Below are 22896 nucleotides of genomic sequence, written 5' to 3'. Positions count from 1 at the left end.
CTCACCATCTAATAATTATTAAAAATGGGTTTCGGAGGGTTGCTCAATGACATTACTCGTCAAAATGCATGGGATAGAAAAGTGGTTTCCTGGGGTGCATTCGCTGAAGAGTGTGCAGTTTGATCTGGCCGTGGGTGAAGTCCACGCGCTGATGGGGGAAAACGGTGCCGGCAAGTCGACCCTGATGAAGGTCCTGTCAGGCATCTACAAGCGTGATGGTGGTGAGGTCTGGATCAGGGGTGAACTGGCAGAACCGGCTGGGCCGCGTGAGGCACAGGATCTGGGTATCGGAATTATCCATCAGGAACTCAGCCTGATGAATGATCTGACGGTTGCGCAGAATGTGTTTATCGGGCGTGAGCCCCGGGGCCTTTTCGGGCGTTTGGATGAGCGCGCCCTGAACCAGCAGACGGCGGAGATTTTCGCCACGATGAACCTGAAGCTCGATCCAAAGGCCATCGTCGGGACTCTCACCATTGCAAAACAGCAGATGATCGAGATCGCCAAAGCGCTGTCATTTCGCTCTCGTGTGCTGATCATGGATGAGCCGACGGCGGCACTGAATGATGCTGAGATCGCAGAGCTCTTTGGCATCATTCGCCAGCTCAAGGCTGAGGGCGTAGGCATCATCTATATCAGCCACAAGATGGACGAGATAAAGCGGATTGCCGACCGTGTCACAGTTATGCGCGACGGCGAGTACGTCGATACTGTTCAGGCGAGTGAGACACCTCTGAGCCGTATTATCTCGATGATGGTGGGGCGTGAGGTGCGGGAAAGCCCGCTGCAGGTGCCGGATACTTCTGGCAACGAGGTGGCACTTGACGTCAGGCAGCTAAATCGGGGCACAGAGATTCGCGATGTCAGTTTCTCGGTACGCAAGGGAGAAATACTCGGTTTTGCCGGCCTCATGGGGGCCGGGCGCACCGAAGTGGCCCGGGCGATCTTTGGTGCCGACCCGCTCGAGAGCGGCGAGATCAGGGTTCACGGCAAAGTGCGCAGTATCAAGTCTCCCAACGATGCTGTCGCTGCCGGAATCGGATATCTGTCGGAGGACCGCAAGCACTTTGGCCTGGCGACGGGCATGGATGTGCGAGCCAATATTTCCCTTGCAAGTCTGGATACCTTTACTAACGGGGCGGGCGTGCTGGATGAAAAGGTGATGAAGGATGTCGCGGTCGGCTATATCAGCCAGCTCGGTATTCGGACGCCGTCTGACCGGCAGGAGGTACGTTTTCTTTCCGGTGGTAATCAGCAAAAGGTGGTTATCGCCAAATGGCTGCTGCGAGACTGCGATATTCTGATTTTTGACGAACCCACCCGTGGTATCGATATAGGCGCCAAGTCCGAAATCTACAAGCTACTTGAGGAACTGGCGGGCCAGGGGCGTGCGATCATCGTGATTTCGTCCGAGCTGCCCGAGGTTATGCGCCTCAGCCACCGCATTGGCGTTATGTGTGAAGGGCGCCTGACCGGCATTCTGCCAGGTGGTGCAGGTACAACGCAGGAAGACATCATGCAACTGGCCACACAGCGTGATGCTGGCGTATCGCTGGCAGGAGAAAAATAATGAGTGCTGTAATCCCGACTTTAGCTCCCTCGACCCCCGGAAAACCCAAAAGCCCGCTGTCCCGGCTGATTGAAATGGGAACCCATCAGCGGCTGCTGGCCTTTGCCAGCCTTATCGTGTTGCTGATCGGTTTCTCCCTGGTCTCGCCAAACTTTATGCAGACCTCCAATATGATCGCCATCCTGCAGGCGACGTCGGTCAATGGTGTGCTGGCAATTGCCGCGACCCTGGTGATCATTACCGGCGGCATAGATCTGTCCGTTGGCACCCTGATGACGTTCACGGCAGTTATGGCCGGTGTTGTATTGACCTACGCGGGTATGCCGCTTCCTCTGGGCGTCGCGGCAGCCATTGCGACCGGTGCACTCTGTGGTCTTTGTTCCGGCACCTTCGTGGCCAAGATGAAGATCCCACCCTTCATCGCCACCCTGGGCATGATGCTGATACTCAAGGGGCTGTCGCTGGTGATTTCGGGCACCCGTCCGATTTACTTCAATGACACCCCCGGTTTTGATCTGATTTCCCGTGGCTCCCTGATTGGTGAAATCATTCCGGCGCTGCCCATCCCCAACGGTGTACTGATTCTCTTTCTGGTCGCCGCGGCTGCCAGTTATATCCTTGGTCGCACGGTGCTTGGACGCTATGCCTTTGCACTGGGCTCCAACGAAGAGGCAGTACGCCTGTCTGGTGTCAATACGGACGGCTGGAAAATGGCGATCTATGCCCTGGCCGGCGGTATTTGTGGCATCGGCGGACTGCTGATTGCATCGCGCCTCAATTCTGCACAGCCGGCCCTGGGCTTGGGGTACGAGCTTGAGGCCATCGCTGCTGTTGTTATCGGCGGTACCTCGCTGTCCGGTGGACGGGGCACTATCCTCGGTACGCTCATCGGGGCCTTGATCATGGCTGTGCTGACCAATGGTTTGCGTGTTCTCTCTGTCGCCCAGGAATGGCAAACCGTGGTGACCGGAGCAATTATCATCTTGGCCGTTTATGCCGACATGATGCGTCGCAAGAAAGCCTGATATCGAATTTCCAACCGCTACAGTTTTTAACCCAGTGAGGGGACGATCCAAAGTTCCCGCACAACCTCGACCCCAAAAAAAACAGAAACTGAGGAAATCAACATGTTGACACGTCGCACGCTACTTGGCGTTATCGGTGCCATCACTCTGAGCGTTACCGCCCCTGTCGCTATGGCTCAGGAGGAGATTTATATTCCGCTGATTTCAAAAGGATTTCAGCATCAATTCTGGCAGGCTGTGAAATCAGGTGCTGATCAGGCCGCCGCAGAGTTTGGTGTGCGGGTCACCTTTGAAGGTCCTGACAGTGAAACGATGGTGGATCGTCAGATCGACATGCTGGCAGCTACGCTTGCCAACAAGCCAGATGCCGTTGGCTTTGCCGCACTCGACAGCCAGGCCGCCATTCCGCTGCTGCGCAAGGCTGCCGAGGCGGGTATTCCGGTGGTGGCCTTTGATAGCGGTGTGGAGAGTGACATACCGGTAACCACGGCCACGACTGACAATGTCGCGGCGGCGGCGCTGGCCGCCGACAAGATGGCTGAATTTATTGGTGGTAAAGGGAAAGTGGCGGTGGTCGCACATGATCAGACCAGCCGAACAGGCATCGATCGTCGCGACGGTTTCCTCAACCGCATGGCTGAGGCCTACCCGGATATTGAGGTGGTATCGGTGCAGTACGGTCAGGGTGATCAGCTGCAGTCGACCGAAGTCGCCAAGGCTATTCTGACTGCGAACCCCGGGCTTGCAGGTATGTTTGGTACCAACGAAGGCTCAGCCATCGGTATTGTGAATGCCGTACGCGAGATGAGCGCGACCGATCTGGTCATTATTGGTTACGATTCCGGCAAGGCTCAGACCAACGCGATTCGCGAAGGGGTGATGGCCGGCGCTATCACGCAGAATCCCGTTGGCATTGGCTATGAAACCGTCAAGGCTGCCCTGAGTGCCTATCGTGGTGAAGCACTGCCAGAGGTCATCGATACCGGCTTTTACTATTACGATGCGTCCAATATTGACGAAGCCAAGATCGCCGCTGTGCTTTACGACTAATCGTCTCCAGAGGCATGATCCGGCATAAATCACCGGATCATGCTTTTCTCCATCCACATGGATTCAACAACAGGAAATCAACATGAAGCTTCTACGCTACGGGGCGGCAGGACAGGAAAAACCCGGTGTTCTGGATGACAACGGTCAGGTTCGCGATCTCTCTGCGGTAGTGCCGGACATCGCCGGAGATGCGCTTTGCCGCGACAGTATCGCGCGTTTGAAAGGGCTGGATATCAGCACACTGCCGATCGTTGCCGGTACGCCGCAGCAAGATTTTCGCCTGGGGGCCTGTGTTGGCTCTGTAGGCAAGTTTATCTGTATCGGTCTGAACTATGCCGATCATGCTGAAGAGTCCGGTATGCCTGTGCCTCCGGAGCCCGTGATGTTCAGCAAATGGACCTCGGCTATTGTCGGGCCCAATGATGATGTTCAAATACCCCGGGGCTCCCAGAAAACGGATTGGGAAGTCGAGCTGGGTGTGGTGATCGGTACAGGCGGTTCCTATATCGATGAAGCGGATGCCATGCAGCATGTCGCCGGCTTCTGCGTTGTTAATGATATTTCGGAACGAGAGTATCAGCTTGAACGCTCGGGTAGCTGGGATAAGGGCAAGGGCTGTGACACCTTTGGTCCTACAGGGCCCTGGCTGGTCACGCCCGACGAGGTTGGTAACCCAGACGAGCTGCGCTTATGGCTCGAAGTTGACGGTAACCGCTACCAGGATGGCACTACGGCAACCATGGTCTACAAGGTGCCTTTCCTGATCGCCTATTGCAGTCAGTTCATGAGTCTGCAGCCCGGAGACATCATTTCGACCGGAACCCCGCCGGGTGTAGGTCTGGGCATGAATCCACCGAAATTTCTCAAAGGCGGTGAAGTGATGCGTTTGGGCATCGACCGATTGGGCGAGCAACGGCAGCTCGTGCGTGCTTTTGATCTGTAAATTGCTTGTCGTTTGACCGTGCATACAGGCAGTGCTGATCCCGTTTTTTATCGGGCAGCTGCCTGTACAACTGAGCCCGGTGGTGTACCCAATAGTCGCAATTGATGGACAGGCCCCGCGTTGCTCATCCTGCGACAGAATATTAATCCGCACAGATTAAATTAAGTAACGTGCCTGCCGGGCCTTCAGTCCAGCGCGACAGGCACAGTAGTTTTAGTATTTAAAAAATGTTTATGGACAGGCGTTCCCCTAAATAACCATAAAAATTAACGTGGACTTTAATCATGAAAACCAGGGTTATGGACAGGAGCGGTACGCCGATCACCGAGTTGGGATTCGGCGCCGCAGGAATTGGTAATTTATTTCGCAGCGCCACCAACACTGAAGCGCAAGCGGCGGTAAACGCGGCCTGGAGTCAGGGTGTACGGTATTACGATACGGCACCCCACTATGGCGCCGGTCTCTCCGAGCGCCGTCTGGGGCTGGCGCTGCATGAAAAGCCACGGGATGAGTTATTTCTCTCCACCAAGGTGGGGCGTTTGCTGCGGCCGCTGGAGAAAAACGCACCTCTGGAGGACGCCGGTTTTGTCGGCGCGGCGCCGTTCAAACGCCATTATGACTACACCTATGATGGGGTCATGCGTGCTTTTGAGGATTCGCTGCAGCGCCTGGGGGTGACGGACATAGATATGCTGCTGATGCATGATCTTGATGTGTTTACCCAAGGCGACAAACTGTCAGGCCTGTTTCGTACTGCCATGGAAAGCGGCTTCAGGGCGATGTCCGAGCTGCGCGATCAGGGCGTCGTCAAAGCGATCGGCCTGGGCGTTAACGAATGGCAGGCTTGTGATAGGGCACTGGATGAGGCCGATTTCGATTGTTTCATGGTGGCGAACTGCTTCACGCTGCTTGAAAATGGAATCACAGAAAATTTTACCGCCAGGTGCAGTCAGAAAGAGGTTTCGCTTATTGCGGCCGCGCCTTTTAACTCCGGTATTCTCGCCAAGGGGGCGGCCGGTGCAGGCCACTATTTTTATGATGCAGCGCCGCCTGAAGTAATCGACAAGGTTATTGGGTTGGAAAAAGTCTGCAGTGAATACGGGGTTCCCCTGCCGGCCGCGGCGATTCAGTTCCCGCTGTTATATCCCTGCGTAAAGTCGGTTGTTATTGGAATGACCAGCGACGCCAGGATACAGCAGAACGTTGGCTGGTATGAGCACGCTATTCCCGCTGAATTCTGGCAGGCACTGATGGATAGAAACTACATTCGGCCTGTCACCATCGGTTAGGCGGTGCGGTGCCTGCAAAGCGCCGGTCAAGGTACGGGTCATCGCACCGGCGATTGTCAAAAATTGCGGTCATTCCGGGCGGGGACTGTACAGCCGGGTTTACGCCCGGATATCGAGTAGGGTACCGATGACGTTGTCGGCGGCCTGAATGACTTTGATACCGGAGAGGGCGTAGGTTTCGGCCTGCTGCAGGCCGGTAACGGATTCGACGATGCTGCTACCCGTCCCGGACATCGGGTCGGCGCCCGCCACCTGGGCCAGTTCGCCGGCGTGCTGGCCTATTTTCGCTTGGGCCTGTTGCAGCATTACGGAACCGGAGGACAGCGTATTGTTGATAGGGAGCATGTCAATACCTGAGCGTTGCAACGGTGCTCAGGCAGTGTAGCAAAGGGTGCGGGCGGAGCTTCAGTGCCACTGCTTCAGGTTGAAGCGCATCTCTTCAATCTTGGCGCTGACAACTTTTTCGAGCTGGCTCAGTTCTCCTAGCAGCTGCTCCCGCGTCGGTGCGGGCTGTGCCTGGCGGGTCAGCTGCTGCAGTTCCTTTAGTGCCCTCTGAAGTTCGGCTGCCGTTGCGTGGGTGCCGGTGGCGGGGCGCTGGAAACTGAATTTCATGCTGTGGGGCTGGTTGTTGCCCAGGGTGTGGTGAAAATAGATCTTCAGTTCGTCGCTTTGGCTGCCCGGCTTGAGCGTGTAGCGCGCTATGGATTCAATCTCGGTAATGCCCATGGCGGAGAGTGTCGGATAGCTGTTCATGATATCTCCAGACTGGTGGTAAATGGGCTGCGGGCAGGTTCGCCGCGGCCGGCGGATCTGCTGAAGCCGGGCTGCAGGCCTGCAGCATGTCCGACAGGTTAGGGGCTTTGCCCGCATTGCTCTAGCGCCAGTCCGGGCTGAGTGATGATGCCAGTCAGGTGCGCAGTCAAATCCGACAGACGGGCGCCTTGGTTCCAACAAAGCCTCAAGGCTGGATCTAGCGGCATCGGCCCGCGCTGGTCATGATCAAATCAAGCGCTTTCTTCCGGCGCGCTTCATAGACATACAGACCAAGGTGACGAGATGGCTGCAGCAAGCGTGGAAATAAAACTCAGCGAACAGGCGGCGCAACTTTTTGCGGATTACGAGCGCTACACCCAGGTGACGCCAGCGGAGTATATCAACGAACTGGTCGACAAGACCCTGCCCACGTTGCAGGCCATGGTCGCGGCTTTTGAAGAATGCCAGGATAACCCCGATGCGGTGATGGAAGTATTTGGCCGCAAGATGGGCGAAATGATGCTGCAGCAAAAGCAGGCGCAGGAAAGCACGGCGGTTCAGCGGCAGTAGACGAAGCTGGCACCGGTCGGCACGGCAATGAACAGTCGAAGCCGGGTGTTGCGGGCAGAACACGGCACTGCAGGCAATGGCCATCCGGTCACTGCCTGCAACTGTTTCATTTCATGCTTTCAATCTGGCGACGCAGTTCGTCAAGTTTTGCATTGACCACCGTTTCAAGGTGGTTCAGGTCTTCCAGAAAGCGGGCTTTCAGGTCTTCCGGCGGCAGGGCAGCAGGCTCTGTGGTGAGCTTTTTCAGTTCGGCCACGGCGCTCTGCAGCATCGGGCTGCTGTCCTTCAGGCTGTCCCATTTGTCGCCGCTGCGAAACTGCATCGGAATGGATTTGCGCGGGTGGGCAAAGGTGAACTTCTTGCTGCGTGACAGCAGCGAGCCCTTGGGGCGCCGGTAGTAGATCTTCAGCACATCCGCATCGCTTTCGCGGCGCAGACTGTATTTGGTAATGTCCTTGAAGGACGTAATGCCCATCTCTTCGAGCGTCGGATAGTCTGACATGAGTTCGGTTCCGCCAATAACAATGGAAAAAGAAGTCGTCTGGCCATGCAGTGGGTATAGCAGTGATACCCGCATAAGCCAACGTCAGCGCTTGAAGGCGCAGTGACGTCTGTGCAGAAGATTGTTGTTATTGTCGAAGCCGTCGGTAGCAGAGAGCGACGCTGAAATTCGCAGCGTCTGTGCCAGGTTGCCCCGTTTTGTTACGGCGCGCACCTAAAGTGAGCAGGCTATGCGAGCGAGTATAGTGTTTGGCTCAGCAACCTGTAGATCCAGTTTAGGCTCCCGTGGGGAGCCAGCAGGCCCCCGTTCTATCCAGCCGCGACAGAATCCAGGTAGCGCACGATATCGGAGGAGTCGTACATCCACTGCACATCGCCGTTTTCGCTTTCAATGCGCAGGCAGGGCACTTTCAGCTGGCCGCCCTGTTCCAGCAGCTCCTGACCGACGCCAGCTTGTCGCTTCGCGTCGCGTGTTTCAATGTTCAGCGAGCGGCGGCGCATGGCCCTGCGTACCTTGACGCAGAACGGGCAGGCGGCGTACTGGTAAAGCGCCAGACGTGCGGTCTGCTGATCCAGCACGGCCTGCTGTTCGGGCGGCCGCTTGACGCCCTTCGGGCGGGTCAGAAAATCGAGCAGAAGAATGATACGTCCAAGAATCCAGCGGATGATTGTCATCGTTTACTACCTTCAGAAAAGCTGATGCTGCAATTGCGGCGTTTTATATCACAGATGCAGGCATACGGTCGAATTTTGATCAGCTCGGCCGTGGCATCAGCGCTTACAAACTTTTTACAACACCCATACGTTTGCCTGACCCGTACCGATCCCCTGCGCCCTAAAGTGCAACCCGGACAGTGGCGATTGCACCCTGACCGGCACTGTATACACTCAACCGGGGAGACGGATCATGGACACAGGAATCACACATGACTGGCTACGGCCGTTTTTGCTGCTAGTGCTCTGGCTGCCACTGGCGGCGCAGGCGCGGGACGTCGGCCTTAATCTGAGTCTGGCGACGCCGGTCATGGAAGCCAGCAGCACCCAGACGGCCTTTATCAAGATCGCCCTGCAGGGGTTTGAACAGGAAAGCCTGGCGCAGCGCTCGCCGGTGAATGTCGCCATCGTGCTGGACAAGTCCGGCTCCATGGGCGGTGAGAAAATTGCCAATGCGCGGGACGCGGCGATCATGGCCATTGAAAGCCTGGATGAGCGGGATATCGTGTCGGTGGTCAGCTACGATTCCCGCGTGCAGGTGGTGGTACCGGCCACCCGGGTGCAGGATCGCGAATCCATCTATCATGCCATCCGGCGGCTGCGGGCCGAGGGCAACACGGCGCTGTTTGCCGGTGTCAGCAAGGGCGCGCGGGAAGTGCGCAAGTTTCTGGATCGCCAGCGGGTGAACCGGGTGATTCTGCTGTCCGATGGCTTGGCCAATGTGGGGCCCCAGACACCCCGGGAACTGGGTCGCCTGGGGCAGTCCCTGGCCAAGGAAGGCATCAGCGTGACCACCATCGGCCTGGGACTGGGCTACAACGAGGACCTGATGACGCAGCTGGCGGGTTTCAGCGACGGTAATCACGCCTTTGTCGAGCATGCTGCGGATCTCGAGCGCATCTTCCGCTACGAGTTCGGCGATGTGATGTCCGTGGTGGCCCAGGACCTGAGCATCGAGATTCACTGCCTCAACGGCGTGCGGCCGCTGCGCCTGATCGGGCGGGAGGCCGACGTGACCGGTGACCGGGTACGCACCCATCTGAGTTCGCTCTACAGCGGGCAGGAGAAGTTCGTTATTCTCGAGGTGGAAGTGCCGGCGCGCGAAGCGGGCAGCACCCTGGACCTGGCACGGGTACAGCTGGATTACAACAACCTGGCGACCCGACAGCAGCGTCAGCTCAGTGGCCTGGTGCAGGCCGCGTTCAGCGCCTCGGAACAGGATGTGAAGCGCGCGGTGGACAAGCCCGCACTGGAGGCGGCGGTGGAGCAGGTGGCCAACGAATACAGCCGCCAGGCGCTGGAACGCCGTGACCAGGGCGATATCGAAGGCGCCAAAAGCATCCTGCAGAAAAGCGCCGACCTGCTGGGATCCCAGGCCGATACGCTGAGCTCGCCCAAGCTGGAGGCACAGGAGGCGGAAGCCCTGAAGGATGCCGACGAGATATCCTCCGAAGACGACTGGAACCGCAAACGCAAGGAACTGCGCGAACGCCAGTACAAGCGTTCAACCCAGCAGACCTATTAAGCCCGTAACACGCTCAGCCAACAGGAGAACACTGACCCCGTGACGTATCGCGCCCCCCTGCTGCTGGTTCTGCTGGTGCTGTTGCCCGTGCTGCTGCTTGGCTGGCTGGGTCTGCGCCTGCAGCACAACGAACAGCAGCTGGTGGGGTTGCAGCTGCAGACGCTGATCGAGCAGCAGCTGCAGTCGGTGGATCAGCAGCTGCAGACCCATTTCCGCCAGCTCGAAGGCGTGCTGCAGCAACAGGCACAGCGGCTGCGGCGCCAGGCGGACCCTGACTACAGTGCCGAGAACCTGCGCGCTTTCGTGAAAGGCTCGGCCTATGTACAGCAGCTGTTCGTGCTCGGCGGCACCGATGGCAGCGAGCGGCTGTTTCCACCGCGCTTCGAGCCGCTCAGTCTGGAGGAACAGCACTTTGTCGAGCAGATGCAGCCGTTGTGGCAGTCGCCGGACCTGTTCCGGCCCCGCGCCGTCGATCCGCTGGCGCAGGTGCCGACATCCCCACCGTCTGCCGGTGATCCGCAGCGCTATCTGGCCAGCGGTCAGTTGCGGGCCCCGGCGGCCCCGGCCGAACTGGCGCTGGATCTGGCCGACAGTGGCCGCCTGGAGGCCGAGCCGGCGTCCAGCGGCCCGTCGGGCTGGATTGCCTGGCACGCCAATACCGGCCTGATGCAGGTGTACTGGTGGCGCGATGACCAGGGTCGCACCCTGGGGTTTGTGCTGAACAGCGCACGCCTGCTGTCTGATCTGATCAATCGCCTGCCGGACGGCGAGGAAGGTGACCGCCAGCTCGGAGATGCCGAAATCCGGCTGGTGGACAGCCGTGGCGGCGTTCTCTACAGCTGGGGAGGCTACCGGGCCGAGGGCAATGCCCTGCGGCTGCTCTGGCTGAACCACCCGCTGGGCAGCTGGCGGCTGGAGTATCACGCGCCGGCGGGCCGGCAGGCGGTGGCGCCGGGCTGGCTGAATGTGGCGGTGCCCCTGCTGTTGCTGGCCCTGGGGCTGGGCCTGCTGGGGTATCTGCTGTATCGCGAGCACGGTCGGGAACTGCGGCTGGCGCGCCAGCGGGTCAACTTCGTCAACCAGGTGTCCCACGAGCTGAAAACGCCGCTCACCAATGTGCGGCTCTATGCCGAGATGCTGCACGAGCGCCTTGGAGATGAAGATCAGGATCCGGGTGTACTGCGCTATCTGGACGTGATTACCGGCGAGAGCCAGCGCCTGTCGCGGCTGATTGACAATGTGCTGAGCTTTTCCAGATTGCAGCGCCGGCAGCTGCGGCTGCGATTCGAGTCCGGTGATGTGGATGAACAGATCGCGCGTATCCTGCAGACCTTCGCACCCCTGCTTCGGCAGCGTGGCATGACAGTGGAATTCAGCGCCGGTATTGATGCCACTCTGCGCTACGATGCCGGGACCCTGGAGCAGATCCTCAACAACCTGCTCAGCAACTGTGAGAAATACGCCGCCGACAGTGGCACCCTGCAGGTGCAATCCTGGCGGGAGGGTTCGCTGATCTGTATCCGGGTGCAGGATCAGGGGCCCGGAATCGAGGCCAGTGAGCGGCAGCGCATCTTTGAGCCCTTCTATCGCAGCAGCAACAAACTCACCGATGGCGTGGCCGGCACCGGCATTGGTCTGGGCCTGGCGCGGGATCTGGCCCGTGCCCATGGTGGCGACCTAGTTGTTGAGCCCTGTGAGCACGGCGCCTGTTTCCTGATTCGGCTGGAGGCACAAGCATGAAAATACTGATTGCCGAAGACGACCTCAATATCCGCCTGGGTTTGAAGGATCTGCTGGAGGCCGAAGGCTACAGCTGCCTCGAGGCTGCGGATGGCGACCAGGCCTGGGCGCTGTTCGAGCAGCACAGGCCCGATCTGGTGTTGCTCGATATCATGATGCCGGGTCAGGACGGCTACAGTCTGTGCCGGCGTATTCGCCAGCAGGATCAGCAGCTGCCGGTCATCTTCATCAGTGCCAAGTCGGAAGAAATCGATCAGGTGCTGGGGCTGGAGCTGGGTGCCGATGACTATATCAAGAAGCCCTTCGGCAGTCGGGAAGTGGTGGCGCGTATCCGTGCCGTGACGCGCCGGTGCCTGGCGCGGGGCCTGTCACCCACGCTGGTGGACGACAGTTTCCAGATGGCGGATCTGCGAGTACTGCCGGCGCAGCTGCGCGCCGAACGCGGCGACCACCGCATTGATCTGAGCCTCAGGGATATGCGCATCCTGCAGCTGCTGCATCGCAACCCGGGCCGGGTACTGAGCCGCGACGAGCTGTTCGATGAATGCTGGGGTCGTCACTACCTGCCCAGCAGCCGTACCCTGGACCAGCACATCTCCAAACTGCGCAAGGCCGTGGAGCGCGACGCCAAAGACCCGCGCATCATCGTCACGGTGCACGGGGTGGGTTATCGCTTTGATGGCTGAGGATTGATGGCGGAGTGTCCGGGTGCCTGGCCGCGGAGCAGATAACCCCTGGCGCCGGGCTCGGCTATGCTTTTAGCATCGGTTCTGGTGACGGCCCCGCGCAGTGTGACGGGTGCCGGGCAGCACCGGCTATCGCGACCCCTGGCCCGGAATCGGTCGCGGTATCGCTGGCAGCGGACGCCGACTTGTGAACGCAGCCTGTCGGGCTTGGCCGGTCGTAGCGAGGGAAAGTCCGTTTTGGGGTAGTTTTTGAGTTCTTTTGAGACGAATAGTGGTTCTATTTAACACTTGGAACGAAGTGGAAAGAACCGCTTTAGCGGGGTCGCAGACCGAGGAGCCTGCGACGAGTAAAAAAGAGCGCGAAAAATGACCACTCTTTTCCGGAGAGAGGCGGCTTTTCCGCACGACTGCATGGATGCAGGAGGTAGGGCGAAGCAGGATGCCCGAGTCGAGTAGATAAGTGTTAAGTCCGACAGGCTGCTAGGCGGAGGACATAAAAGCCCCATGCGCTGTGCTGATTGTGGGCAAGACAATGCGACAGGCGCCCGATTTTGCGAGCATTGTGGCGCGCGAATGGCGCGCTGCTGTCCGCAGTGCGGTCAGGAGGTGAGTTCCGCCGCCCGCTTCTGCAATGCCTGCGGCACCTCGCTGGGCGATGCGCCGGTCGCGGCCGCCACCCGTCCCGCCCCGGTGGCGCCGGCACCTATCCAGTACACGCCGCCCCACCTGGCCGAACGTATCCTGGTCGAGCAAAGCGCCCGGCAGGCCCGCGGCGACAGCGGCGGCGAGCGCAAGACCATCACCGTGCTGTTTGCGGATATGAGCGGCTCCACGGCGCTGATCCAGGACCTGGATCCTGAAGAGGCACGTCATCTGATCGACCCGGTCCTCGAGCTGATGATGGAGGCCGTGCACCATTACGAGGGCTATGTCGCCAAGTCACTCGGTGACGGCATTCTGGCCCTGTTCGGCGCCCCCATTGCCCATGAGGACCATCCCCGGCGCGCGCTTTATGCGGCACTGCGCATGCAGGAAACGATACGCCATCACAGTGACCGCATCCGGCTTGAGCAGGGCAATGTGCTGCAGGTGCGCATCGGCATCCATACCGGTGAAGTGGTGGTGCGGGGAATTCGTACCGATGACCTGCACACGGATTATGACCCGGTGGGCCATACCATTCACATTGCCGCCCGCATGGAGGGGATCGCCACTCCCGGCACCATTCTGGTCAGCGAGCCCAGCTACCGGCTGACCGAGGGATACTTTGATTTCAAGGCGCTGGGGGGTACCCGGGTCAAGGGGCTGTCCGAGCCGCTGGCGGTATATGAACTGCAGGGCCTCGGCGCCCTGCGTACCCGGCTGGAAGTGGCGGCACACCGTGGCCTGGCACGCTTTGTCGGTCGTCAGGCCGAATTGGCGCAGCTGCAACGGGCGCTGGACAAGGCCTGTGCCGGCCATGGGCAGATTGTCGGTGTGGTGGGCGAACCGGGTGTCGGCAAGTCGCGGCTCTTTTACGAGTTCAAGCAGCGTGGCCAGCAGCCGTGCCGGGTACTGGAAACCTTTTCGGTATCCCACGGCAAGGCCTTTGCCTACCTGCCGCTGATCGAGCTGCTGAAAAACTACCTGCAGATCGGTCCTAAGGACGACGAGCGGCAGCGTCGCGAGAAAATCACCGGCAAGGTGCTGACGCTGGACCGCACCCTGGAGGGCAGCCTGCCCTATCTGTATTACCTGCTGGGCGCGGCCGAACCGGATTCGTCGCTGGGACAGATGGATGGACAGGTTCGGCGCCAGCGTACCTTCGAGGCCATTCGACAGTTGCTGGTGCACGAGAGTCTCGATCAGCCGCTGGTGCTTGTCTTCGAGGATCTGCAATGGCTTGATCGCGAGACCGAAGCCTTTTTACGGGTGCTCAGCGACGGGGTGGCCGGGGCCCGCATGCTGTTGCTGGTGAATTACCGACCCGAGTATCAGCATGACTGGGGCCAGAAAAGCTGCTACACCCAGTTGCGGCTGGATCCGCTGGGCCCGGTGGAGGCCGAGGAGCTGCTGTCGGCCCTGCTGGGAGAGGATGCGTCGCTGGCGCCGCTCAAGCCCCTGATCATGGAGCAGACCGAGGGCAATCCCTTTTTCCTGGAAGAAGTGGTGCAGACCCTGGCCGAGGAGCAAGTGCTCAGCGGGGAGCCGGGCGCCTATCGCCTGCAGCGGGCACCCGCCGATCTGCACATACCCACCACGGTGCAGGGTGTGCTGAGTGCGCGCATCGACCGCCTGGCCATGGAGGAGAAGGCATTGCTGCAAACCCTCGCGGTGATCGGCAAGGACTTCCCCTGGAGCCTGGTGCAGCAGGTGGTCGGGCCGCCGGAGGACGCCCTCAAGCGCGGGCTGTCCCGCTTGCAGGCCGGGGAGTTTCTCTATGAGCGGCCGGCCTTTCCCGAGGTCGAGTACACCTTCAAGCATGGCCTCACCCAGGAAGTTGCCTATGGTTCGCTGCTGCAGGAACGCCGCAGCCAACTGCATGAACGCACGGCCTTGGCGATCGAGGCACTGTTCGGTGACAGTCTGAACGACCACTGCAGCGAGCTGGCCCACCATTACAGCTGCAGCGGCAATGCCGGCAAGGCGGTGGAGTATCTGTTGCGCGCCGCAGAGCAGGCGATGCGCCGCTCTGCCGCCCAGGAGGCTCTGGCGCACCTCACCCGGGCGCAAGGCTTGCTGCCAAGACTGCCGGATACCACGCAGCGAATGCGGTTTGAGCTCAGACTGCAGATCACCCAGGGCCACGTCTGGATGGCTGTCCGGGGGTTTGGCGCTTCCGAGGTTGAAGCGAGCTTTTCCCGGGCCCTAAGCCTGGGACGTGAGCTGGGTGACAGCGGGCAGCTGTTTTCCGCCCTGGTCGCGCTGCGGCGCTTCTATACCCTGCGGGCCGATTTCGGCGCTGCCCAGACGATGGCCGAGCAGTTACTGGCAATGGCAGAATCTGCCTCGGATCCGGCGCTGCGGGTACAGGCCCATGGCGCTCTGGGCGCGACCTTGCTGTTTCGGGGACAGCTGCAGGAGGCGCAGGAGCACTGTGCGCAGGTGCTTGCGCTCTATGATGCGCACGAGCATGGCAACCATACGTATCTGTACGGTATTGAACCCGGGATCCTGGGGCTGATGATCGGTGCCTGGGCGCTATGGTATCGCGGTTATCCCGACCAGGCGCTGCAACGGTGCCTGGACGCGCTGGAGCTGGCACAGCAGGCGCCCAATCCCTATACCCTGGCCGATCCGATGATCTATAGGGCCGAGTTGCATCAGCTGCGCGGTGAAGTGGCACAGGCCCGGGAGTGGGCCGAGTCTGTCATCGTACTGGCGACCGAACAAAGTTTTCCCTATTGGCGCGCACGCGCCAGCATTGTGCGGGGCTGGACCCTGGCCGAGCAGGGCCAGCCGGCCGAGGGCATAGCGGCCATTCGCCAGGGCATGCTGGATTACCAGGCAACCGGTGGCGAGTTCCTCAAACCCTACTTTATGGCGCTACTGGCGGAATCCCTGGGCAAGTCGGGAGAGGTGGACGCGGCGCTGGCGGTAGTCGATGACGCCCTGGCCATCGTCGAGCAGACCGGGGAAAACTTTTATGCGCCCGAGCTGTACCGGCTGCAGGGCCTGTTCAGGCTGCCGCAGCCTTCAGAAGCCCAGGCCTGCTTCCAAAAGGCCATCGCCCTGGCGGGTGAACAGGGAAGCCGTTCGCTGGAGCTGCGGGCGGCGATGGATTCGGCCCGGCTGCTGCAGCAGCAGGGCAGGCAGAAGGAAGCCCACGAGTTGCTGGCCGCCCGTTACAAGGGTTTTGATGAAGGTTTCGATACGGTTGACCTGCGGGCGGCCAGAGCGCTGCTCGAGCAGTTGGGCCCGCAGAAGACTGCAAACTGAGGTCTAGCTCAGCGTAATAAACCCCAGCACCAGCAGCACGATGAAGATCGTTTCGCTGACCACCAGCAGCACCGGCTTAAGGCCCACGGTGAGAATTTCCTTCAGCGAGGTGCGCACACCCAGGGCCGCGATGGCGGTGAGCAGCAGCCAGGAAGCGCTGTCAGCCATCGGTTCAACGATCATTTGCGGCATCCAGCCGAGACTGTTGAGTGTGAACAGCACGACGAAGCCGATCAGGAAGCCTGGCACCCCGACACTGCCACCACCGACTTCGCCGCGACTGGCCATGGAACGGCGAATCACCACGCCGATGGTCAGTACGATGGGAACCAGCATGGCGACGCGCAGCAGTTTGACGAAGGTGCTCAAATCGCCGACCTCGGACGACACGCTGTAACCGGCGCCGACCACCTGGGCGACATCATGGATGGTCCCGCCGAGGAAGAGCCCGGCTTCGGCCGGCGTCAGTCCCAGCTCATGGCTGATCATGGGGTACAGCACCATGGCCAGAGTACTCAGGGTCGTTACGCTGATGACGGTAAACAGGGTGTCTTTCTTGGTCTGCTCGGTTTGTGGCAGCACACTGCTGATTGCCATGGCGGCGGATGCGCCACAGATGGCCACCGAACCCCCGGTGAGGGTGCCAAAGCGGCTGCTGAAGCCCAGCAGGCGCGCCATGACGATGCCAAAACCGATGGTCAGCAATACGGCTGAAAAGACCATCAGCAATGGCGGCCAGCCGAGCGTCAGCACATCGGAGAAGGTGATGCGCAGCCCCAGCAGTGCGACGCCCAGGCGCAGCAGAGACTTGGCGGCCAGCTCGATGCCGGGTACTACGCGGGGCTCTTCGCTGAGAAAGTTGAATGCCAGGCCCAGCAGCAGACCCATCAGCATGGCCGGTGCACCATAGCGCTGGGACAGGAAGGTCGCTGCGATGCCGATGGTCACGGCGACGCAAAGGCCTGGGAAGTAGCGCTGTTTGAGTTCACCGAGTCTGTCTATGGGGTGTGCGACCAGCTGTCTCATGGGTACGTAACTCGACTCTGGATGAAAAGAGGGTCGGTGACCGGTGCATCTGGCGCCCGCGGAAAGCTACCTTGAGCCGCGTCGCAACGAAGTGCATCGATCACTGATACTGACGCCATTCTTATGGATCGGCGTATCAACTGTTAGGGCCAGATGGGCGAATGTCTGATGCCAGTGCTACTGCCGGGTGCTAGGGCTGGCGTCGCAGGCGTCGAATCGCACCACCTTGATGGGGGGCAGGTGGCTGGGCTGGGATGTGAAGCTGAGGGTCATCCATGATCGTATGCAAGCAGCGGGCTGTGAATCGTTTTTTGATACTAGCACAGGGCACGGTCGGGGCAGGGTGGAACCTGGCGCGGTTCAGTCATACAGACGGCTCAGGGAGCCGCAGGCATCGCAGTGAACGGCGTTGCGCACCGGAAACAGCGGGAACTCGAGTCCCACAAACACCAGGAAGGCGAGCCGGCGTCCGACCGGCCGATAGTGTGTTCGGGTGCTGCCACAGCAGGGGCAGACCAGCGGATCGCAGCCTTCCTGGGCTTCCACATCCGCGCTGCGGTCCTGCGCCAGAATTTCCCGTGCGCGCTGCAGTTGCTGCGGCTCGACCTGCAGCCGCACGCCACCCAGCGCATTGCTGTACAGCCACTGCATGCCGATGGTGAACTCATCGGCGACCCAGGCGTTGATTCCTTCTGACTCCAGTTGCGCGAGGGCAATCTGGGCCTGGTAGGGGAAATCGAAATGGGCCACGGTAAGCAGCATGGGCGGGTGTCCGGTCAGTTGCAGGCACGCCCTAAGCATAGCCAAACGATGTTCGTTTGACGGCAGGACCCGCTGAGCGCAAATAGCGTACTGTCGAGCGGAGCGCGTCTCGGGTGAGAGTGCCGGTGACGTATCGTTCTGGACCTGGGCACCGGGTGGTCGACATCGAACGGCTTGAACGGCACGTCATCTGTTGTTTCCTCTGCGGGGCCGCTGGTGGATTAAGGGGGCGCTAGCTGACGCCGCCGGCCGCCGGCACGAACGTATCCATGAACAGCTGCAGCAGGCGCGGGGCATCTACCGCCACGCACACGTTCTGCGACGGGTAGCCGTCCCAGGGGCCGGGTGCATAGCTGCGGTCGTCCGGCTGCTGCACGCTCTGGCCGATGGCGATGCCGCTGTCGACGACGCGGACCGGGCCGCGGCGTACCTCGAACAGGGTCGGATCTATAACGTAGGCGACGGCGCTGGAGTCATGCACGTAGCAGCCCGGGATCTGTTCGCGGGTGGTATAGAAGTCGACGTAGAAGCGCGAGATGTCCCACATGAACTGGCCGTCGCTACCGCCCTGGTCGCGCAACTGCTCGAACAGGTTGTTGCTCATCAGCACCTGGTGGGTGACGTCCAGGCCGATCAGCGTGACCGGCCAGGGCGCGGTGCAGACGATATCGGCCGCGTGCGGATCGCCGATGATGTTGGCCTCGGCCACCGGGGTCACATTGCCACCCTGGCCGTTGATGCCAAAGGCGCCGCCCATGATCACGACCTCCTTCACCAGCGAGGCGATCTCCGGATCCTCCTTGACCGCCAGCGCCAGGTTGGTCAGCGGACCGACGGCAACCAGGGTCACTTCGCCCGGATGCTGGCGCACGGTGTCAATGATCAGGCGATAGGCGGGGCGGTCGTCCGCTTGGCGGGTCGGCTCGAAGCTGAGGCCGACGTTGCCCAGGCCATCGTCGCCGTGGACGAAGGTGGGGGGCTCGGCCTTGTACTGCAACAGTGGGTTTCGCGCACCTTGAGCAACCGGCACCTCGATGCCGAAACGTTCACACAGGTACAGGGCGTTGCGGGTGGTGACATCGATATGGGCATTGCCATGCACCGTGGTGATACCGATCAGGTCGATGGCCGGGTGCTGCTGCAGGAACAGCAAAGCCATCGCATCATCGACACCGGGATCGGTATCGAACAGGACCTTGGTTGGCACGCTCGTGTTCTGGGTCTGGTCCGCTTCCATCTTAACTCTTTCGGTCGCTGTCGGTTTGGTTGGCAAATTCATGGCGATAGGGCATGGCGGTCTGGGCGCCCGCGCGCGTCACGGCGATGGCAGCGGCGGCCTGACCGAGACGGATCGCGGCTTCCACCGTTGCACCTTGGGCAAGGGCCGCGCCGAACCCGCCGACAAAGGTATCGCCGGCGCCGGTGGTGTCGATGGCCGCCACCTTTTGAGCCTCGAAATGGCGCAGCTCGTCACCAAAGGCCGCGACCGTGCCCTGGGCACCCAAAGTAATCAGCACATCGCCGCAGCCGCGGGCGCGTAGCGGGGTGATCGCGGCCAGCGCCTCGTCGGGCGTGCCGACGGCCTGGCCGGCCAGTGCGGCGGCCTCGATTTCATTGACGACCAGCCAGTCGACCATTGCCAGCAGGGCGTCGTCAAGCGGCAGGATCGGGGCGGCATTGAGCAGGGTGGTGCAGCCGTGGCGGCGAGCGGCCTGCAGGGCGAAGCGCACTGTCTCCAGTGGCACTTCGAGCTGGCAGACCAGCAGCCTGGCGTCGCGCAACAGCGTATCGAAGGGCTCGATATCGGCCTGCGTTAGCGCGTGGTTGCTGCCGGGTACCACGATGATGCTGTTCTGGCTGGTATCGTCGACGGTGATGGCGGCGATTCCGGTCGGGCAGCCGTGCTCGATGCGTACGCCGCGATGATCAATGCCTTCACGGGCAAGATTGGCCAGCATCTCACGGCCATAATCGTCGTCGCCGACGCAGCCGATCATGGCCACCGAGGCGCCGAGCCGCGCCAGCGCGACCGCCTGGTTGGCGCCCTTGCCACCTTGGGTGATCGAGAAGCCGCGGCCGGTCAGTGTCTCGCCTGGTTGCGGCAGACGTGGCGTACGGGTGACCAGGTCCATGTTCAGACTGCCAACCACGACCACCTCACAGGCGGGGCGCGCCGTGTCGGGGGCCGGGTTCACGTTTGAAACTTCCAATGCGTTCACCTTGAAAATGTAAAGTGAGTGTTACCGTGCATGCCGGCATAAGTCAGGCGGGAGTATCCGTCCGAACGGGGCCGGGCGCTTCGGCGCCGGAGTCCCCATTGACTATAGCGGTTCGTGGCGGTTGCTTCCCGGCTGCAGCACAGCAATAGTCGGGGGCATCGCACATTACCTTGAGCTCGCGCAGCGAACCGCCTGGGGCGGCCTCGATTGTCGACCTGCTACTGTTCCGTCGGATCATTCAGCTGAAGGCGAACAACGTGATGGTTACAAGTGATGATAGGCCCATGGTGCGGATGGGGCCGTTACTGTTCCGTCTGACGGTTCAGCTGAAGGCAAACAGCTTGATGGCGGCGAGGCTGGCCATGATGCGGATCAGCCATTTGAACTGCGACAGCTGCAGCCGGCGCAGCAGCCAGTAGCCGATGCTCGCACCGAGCATCAGTGCCGGCAGGCCGTACAGGCTCAGTGTCAGGCTGTCGCGGCTGATCAGGCCCAGGCTCCAGAGCATCGGCAGTTTGGCGGCATTGATGATCATGAAACCCCAGGCGCGAGTGCTGACATAGGCATCCTTGGGCAGTCGCTGCTCCAGCAGATAGAGACTGAACAGGGGGCCGGCAGCATTGGCGATCATGCTGATGAAACCCGCTGCAAGGCCGGTAACATTGGCCGCCACGGGGTGGCGCATGATGCCGGTGGGGCGACGGTCCAGCCAGAGGCCCAGCGCAATCATGCAAATGATCAGTCCGCCCAGCAACGGGGTAAAGGCGCTGGTATCCAGGCTGCCCAGTAACCAGGTACCCAGCAGTACGCCAATCAGGGCGGGAGGCAGCAGGGCAATCAGCACCGACCAGTTTACATCGCGGCGGTACATTGCAATCGCCATCAGGTCGGTGGCGATATACATGGGCACCAGTACGGCCAGGGCTTCTGGGCCGGTCATGGCAAGCATCAGCACCGGCAGGATCAGCAGCCCCATGCCGCCGACGGAAAACTTGGAGAAGCCGGTGATCAGGCCGCCGGCGAGTACGCAATACAGTGTCAGATCCAACGCAGGCTGCTCCATGGCTTGAACATGGCGCTAGAATAGCCAGATTTATGAACGTAAGATAACGACATGTTTAGCTCAAAATGATCGTTTTTATCGTTCATTATCCGTGAGGTTCCGGCACCGATGACCAATGAACAGCTCAGGGCTTTTATCGCCGTCGTGGAGCAGGGCAGTTTCAGGGCCGCCGCCGCCGAAGTGTTCAAGACTCAGTCGACGGTGAGTGCCGCAGTACGCGCACTGGAGGACGAGTTCGATCTTCTGCTGTTCAGCCGGGACAGCTACAGGCCCGCGCTGACGCCGGCGGGCAAGGCATTTTACCGTGAGGCCAAGAAGGTGCTGGGACAGGTACAGAGTCTGGAAACCCTGGGGCACCATCTGGCACAAGGTGCCGCGCCTTCGCTCGCCCTGTCTCTCAGTGCCATGTGCGCCTATCCGTTATGGCTGGAAACCGTCAAGGGGTTCTGTGCCCGTTACCCGCAAATGCATCTGAGCATCAACACCCAGCACCTGTCAGGGGTGCTGGAGTCGCTGCTGCGCGAAAAGGCGGATCTGGCCATGGGGCCTCATACCGGCCTGGACGAACGGTTTGAATTTGTCCGTGTGGGCGATATCGACATGCTGACGGTGGCGGCGCCGACCTACTTGAGCGGTGCCGGCGAGCGCACCATTACACAGGCCGAGCTGCGCGGCCGTCCCCATATACTGCTCAGCGATACAGGGTCGATGTCCCCGTTTGATCATGTTCATGTCATTCCGGGCGGACAGCGCTGGTATGTGGGGGATTACCAGATGAAAAAAGCCCTGCTGGTGGCCGGCATGGGGTGGGCACGGATGCCGGCACAGATGGTGGCAACCCAGCTGGAGAAGGGTCAGCTGGTGGCGCTGGAGGTGGAAGACTTCACATTTCGCAGTCGGGTGCCGATCTACCTGATCCGGCTGCGGGACCTGCCATTGAGTGAGCTGGCTCAGGCCTTCTGGCAGGAGATGATCGCATCCCTGCGCTGAAAGACTTTCAGTCGATGGCGGTGATTTCTATGTCAAGATCACCGGCCGGGCGTTGCCAGCGTACGACGTCGCCCAACTCACGGCCCAGCAGGGCGCTGGCCAGCGGTGAGGTCCAGCTGAGGCGTCCCTGGGCGATATTGGCTTCGTCTTCGCCGACGATGCGAAAACAGTGCTGCAGATCCTGTTCGTCGACAAAATGCACTGTGCAGCCAAAACGCACTTTTGCTGCTGCGCCAGCGGCATGCTCTATGACCTGGGCACTTTTCAGCCGGGCGCGGCAGTAACGCAGATCCCGTTCCAGCGCCGGCAACCGTGTATTTTCGGCCCATTCGTCGCCGCTCCTGAGCGCGGATATTTCCTGCTCGCACTGCTGCAACTGTGCCTGCATGCTCTTGTAGCCGTCGGGGGTCATGTAGTTGGGATGCTGGCTCAACGGACGGTCGGGCAGGTGTTCCGGCTGGTCGCTGTCTTCTTTTACAAAGGCTCGGCTCATGGCAACTGAATCATTAGGTGGATTGTCCTACGCTAACCATTTTTGCCGGATCAGGCCAG

General features: G+C 60.6%; 21 protein-coding genes. 11 read left to right on the top strand and 10 right to left on the bottom strand.

Annotated elements, in window-relative coordinates:
- Nucleotides 1–46 precede the first annotated feature (46 nt).
- The 5 genes from F451_RS0109875 (at nucleotide 47) to F451_RS0109855 (ending at nucleotide 5877) form a co-directional block, all read left to right on the top strand.
- Nucleotides 47–1570, top strand: a complete 1524-nt coding sequence (locus F451_RS0109875) for a sugar ABC transporter ATP-binding protein (protein ID WP_040879621.1) — start codon at nucleotides 47–49, stop codon at nucleotides 1568–1570.
- Complete coding sequence (locus F451_RS0109870; RefSeq protein ID WP_020681208.1) at nucleotides 1570–2595, top strand: ABC transporter permease; 1026 nt, start codon at nucleotides 1570–1572, stop codon at nucleotides 2593–2595. The genes F451_RS0109875 and F451_RS0109870 overlap by 1 nt, the downstream gene beginning before the upstream one ends.
- Nucleotides 2596–2697: 102 nt before the next feature.
- Entirely contained in the window at nucleotides 2698–3645 is a 948-nt protein-coding gene (locus tag F451_RS0109865) for an ABC transporter substrate-binding protein (protein WP_020681207.1), read from the top strand.
- A gap of 82 nt (nucleotides 3646–3727) precedes the next feature.
- Nucleotides 3728–4588 (top strand): fumarylacetoacetate hydrolase family protein, encoded by an 861-nt coding sequence (locus tag F451_RS0109860; protein WP_020681206.1) that lies wholly within the window; start codon nucleotides 3728–3730, stop codon nucleotides 4586–4588.
- 284 nt (nucleotides 4589–4872) lie between these two features.
- Complete coding sequence (locus tag F451_RS0109855) at nucleotides 4873–5877, top strand: aldo/keto reductase (RefSeq protein WP_156826429.1); 1005 nt, start codon at nucleotides 4873–4875, stop codon at nucleotides 5875–5877.
- A gap of 99 nt (nucleotides 5878–5976) precedes the next feature.
- Here the strand turns inward: F451_RS0109855 and F451_RS0109850 are convergent, their stop codons facing one another.
- Together F451_RS0109850 and F451_RS0109845 are read right to left on the bottom strand one after the other, a co-directional pair.
- Nucleotides 5977–6222, bottom strand: coding sequence for a hypothetical protein (locus F451_RS0109850; protein ID WP_020681204.1), 246 nt, complete (start codon nucleotides 6220–6222; stop codon nucleotides 5977–5979).
- 60 nt (nucleotides 6223–6282) lie between these two features.
- The gene (locus tag F451_RS0109845) at nucleotides 6283–6630 is read right to left on the bottom strand and encodes a DUF3461 family protein (RefSeq protein ID WP_020681203.1); all 348 of its coding nucleotides are present in this window, start codon (nucleotides 6628–6630) and stop codon (nucleotides 6283–6285) included.
- Between the two features lie 303 nt (nucleotides 6631–6933).
- Between F451_RS0109845 and F451_RS0109840 the strand changes: the two genes are divergently transcribed.
- The gene (locus F451_RS0109840) at nucleotides 6934–7200 is read left to right on the top strand and encodes a hypothetical protein (RefSeq protein ID WP_020681202.1); all 267 of its coding nucleotides are present in this window, start codon (nucleotides 6934–6936) and stop codon (nucleotides 7198–7200) included.
- Nucleotides 7201–7306: 106 nt separating this feature from the next.
- Here the strand turns inward: F451_RS0109840 and F451_RS0109835 are convergent, their stop codons facing one another.
- Both F451_RS0109835 and F451_RS0109830 read right to left on the bottom strand, forming a co-directional pair.
- Nucleotides 7307–7702, bottom strand: coding sequence for a DUF3461 family protein (locus tag F451_RS0109835; RefSeq protein ID WP_026291652.1), 396 nt, complete (start codon nucleotides 7700–7702; stop codon nucleotides 7307–7309).
- Between the two features lie 308 nt (nucleotides 7703–8010).
- The gene (locus F451_RS0109830; protein ID WP_020681200.1) at nucleotides 8011–8376 is read right to left on the bottom strand and encodes a glutaredoxin family protein; all 366 of its coding nucleotides are present in this window, start codon (nucleotides 8374–8376) and stop codon (nucleotides 8011–8013) included.
- 232 nt (nucleotides 8377–8608) lie between these two features.
- Here F451_RS0109830 and F451_RS0109825 point away from each other — a divergent pair, with 232 nt between their 5' ends.
- From F451_RS0109825 to F451_RS0109810, 4 genes are all read left to right on the top strand, one after another.
- Nucleotides 8609–9940 carry a vWA domain-containing protein gene (locus F451_RS0109825; RefSeq protein ID WP_020681199.1) on the top strand — a complete coding sequence of 444 codons (1332 nt, stop codon included), beginning with the start codon at nucleotides 8609–8611 and terminating at the stop codon, nucleotides 9938–9940.
- A gap of 39 nt (nucleotides 9941–9979) precedes the next feature.
- On the top strand, nucleotides 9980–11680 hold the full coding sequence (locus F451_RS0109820; protein WP_020681198.1) for a sensor histidine kinase: 1701 nt from the start codon (nucleotides 9980–9982) through the stop codon (nucleotides 11678–11680).
- Nucleotides 11677–12366, top strand: a complete 690-nt coding sequence (locus F451_RS0109815; RefSeq protein WP_020681197.1) for a response regulator transcription factor — start codon at nucleotides 11677–11679, stop codon at nucleotides 12364–12366. The genes F451_RS0109820 and F451_RS0109815 overlap by 4 nt, the downstream gene beginning before the upstream one ends.
- Nucleotides 12367–12870: 504 nt before the next feature.
- Nucleotides 12871–16284, top strand: a complete 3414-nt coding sequence (locus F451_RS0109810) for an adenylate/guanylate cyclase domain-containing protein (RefSeq protein WP_026291651.1) — start codon at nucleotides 12871–12873, stop codon at nucleotides 16282–16284.
- 3 nt (nucleotides 16285–16287) lie between these two features.
- On the opposite strand, the gene F451_RS0109805 is transcribed toward F451_RS0109810, so the two are convergent.
- From F451_RS0109805 to F451_RS0109785, 5 genes are all read right to left on the bottom strand, one after another.
- On the bottom strand, nucleotides 16288–17310 hold the full coding sequence (locus tag F451_RS0109805; RefSeq protein WP_020681195.1) for a YeiH family protein: 1023 nt from the start codon (nucleotides 17308–17310) through the stop codon (nucleotides 16288–16290).
- A gap of 360 nt (nucleotides 17311–17670) precedes the next feature.
- Entirely contained in the window at nucleotides 17671–18072 is a 402-nt protein-coding gene (locus F451_RS0109800; protein ID WP_020681194.1) for a putative signal transducing protein, read from the bottom strand.
- 232 nt (nucleotides 18073–18304) lie between these two features.
- Nucleotides 18305–19279, bottom strand: coding sequence for a nucleoside hydrolase (locus F451_RS0109795; protein WP_026291650.1), 975 nt, complete (start codon nucleotides 19277–19279; stop codon nucleotides 18305–18307).
- 31 nt (nucleotides 19280–19310) lie between these two features.
- A complete protein-coding gene (rbsK, locus tag F451_RS0109790; RefSeq protein ID WP_420835275.1) occupies nucleotides 19311–20291 on the bottom strand; it encodes a ribokinase in 981 nt (326 codons plus the stop codon).
- 322 nt (nucleotides 20292–20613) lie between these two features.
- On the bottom strand, nucleotides 20614–21339 hold the full coding sequence (locus tag F451_RS0109785) for a sulfite exporter TauE/SafE family protein (RefSeq protein ID WP_240476463.1): 726 nt from the start codon (nucleotides 21337–21339) through the stop codon (nucleotides 20614–20616).
- A 123-nt stretch (nucleotides 21340–21462) separates the two neighbouring features.
- Between F451_RS0109785 and F451_RS0109780 the strand changes: the two genes are divergently transcribed.
- Nucleotides 21463–22344: a LysR family transcriptional regulator gene (locus tag F451_RS0109780; protein ID WP_020681190.1), complete on the top strand. Its 882-nt coding sequence runs from the start codon at nucleotides 21463–21465 to the stop codon at nucleotides 22342–22344.
- A 7-nt stretch (nucleotides 22345–22351) separates the two neighbouring features.
- On the opposite strand, the gene F451_RS0109775 is transcribed toward F451_RS0109780, so the two are convergent.
- The gene (locus F451_RS0109775; RefSeq protein ID WP_020681189.1) at nucleotides 22352–22837 is read right to left on the bottom strand and encodes a GreA/GreB family elongation factor; all 486 of its coding nucleotides are present in this window, start codon (nucleotides 22835–22837) and stop codon (nucleotides 22352–22354) included.
- Nucleotides 22838–22896 lie beyond the last annotated feature (59 nt).

It is taken from the genome of Marinobacterium rhizophilum DSM 18822, assembly GCF_000378045.1.
GTDB lineage: Bacteria > Pseudomonadota > Gammaproteobacteria > Pseudomonadales > Balneatricaceae > Marinobacterium_A > Marinobacterium_A rhizophilum.
This window is presented reverse-complemented; position numbering and strand designations above follow the sequence as displayed.

Excerpts from the sequence above, each read along its gene's own strand:
- F451_RS0109875 (WP_040879621.1), top strand. The coding sequence starts at position 47 with ATGACATTACTCGTCAAAATGCATGGGATAGAAAAGTGGTTTCCTGGG.
- F451_RS0109870 (WP_020681208.1), top strand. The coding sequence starts at position 1,570 with ATGAGTGCTGTAATCCCGACTTTAGCTCCCTCGACCCCCGGAAAACCC.
- F451_RS0109865 (WP_020681207.1), top strand. The coding sequence starts at position 2,698 with ATGTTGACACGTCGCACGCTACTTGGCGTTATCGGTGCCATCACTCTG.
- F451_RS0109860 (WP_020681206.1), top strand. The coding sequence starts at position 3,728 with ATGAAGCTTCTACGCTACGGGGCGGCAGGACAGGAAAAACCCGGTGTT.
- F451_RS0109855 (WP_156826429.1), top strand. The coding sequence starts at position 4,873 with ATGAAAACCAGGGTTATGGACAGGAGCGGTACGCCGATCACCGAGTTG.
- F451_RS0109850 (WP_020681204.1), bottom strand. The coding sequence starts at position 6,222 with ATGCTCCCTATCAACAATACGCTGTCCTCCGGTTCCGTAATGCTGCAA.
- F451_RS0109845 (WP_020681203.1), bottom strand. The coding sequence starts at position 6,630 with ATGAACAGCTATCCGACACTCTCCGCCATGGGCATTACCGAGATTGAA.
- F451_RS0109840 (WP_020681202.1), top strand. The coding sequence starts at position 6,934 with ATGGCTGCAGCAAGCGTGGAAATAAAACTCAGCGAACAGGCGGCGCAA.
- F451_RS0109835 (WP_026291652.1), bottom strand. The coding sequence starts at position 7,702 with ATGTCAGACTATCCGACGCTCGAAGAGATGGGCATTACGTCCTTCAAG.
- F451_RS0109830 (WP_020681200.1), bottom strand. The coding sequence starts at position 8,376 with ATGACAATCATCCGCTGGATTCTTGGACGTATCATTCTTCTGCTCGAT.
- F451_RS0109825 (WP_020681199.1), top strand. The coding sequence starts at position 8,609 with ATGGACACAGGAATCACACATGACTGGCTACGGCCGTTTTTGCTGCTA.
- F451_RS0109815 (WP_020681197.1), top strand. The coding sequence starts at position 11,677 with ATGAAAATACTGATTGCCGAAGACGACCTCAATATCCGCCTGGGTTTG.
- F451_RS0109810 (WP_026291651.1), top strand. The coding sequence starts at position 12,871 with ATGCGCTGTGCTGATTGTGGGCAAGACAATGCGACAGGCGCCCGATTT.
- F451_RS0109805 (WP_020681195.1), bottom strand. The coding sequence starts at position 17,310 with ATGAGACAGCTGGTCGCACACCCCATAGACAGACTCGGTGAACTCAAA.
- F451_RS0109800 (WP_020681194.1), bottom strand. The coding sequence starts at position 18,072 with ATGCTGCTTACCGTGGCCCATTTCGATTTCCCCTACCAGGCCCAGATT.
- F451_RS0109780 (WP_020681190.1), top strand. The coding sequence starts at position 21,463 with ATGACCAATGAACAGCTCAGGGCTTTTATCGCCGTCGTGGAGCAGGGC.
- F451_RS0109775 (WP_020681189.1), bottom strand. The coding sequence starts at position 22,837 with ATGAGCCGAGCCTTTGTAAAAGAAGACAGCGACCAGCCGGAACACCTG.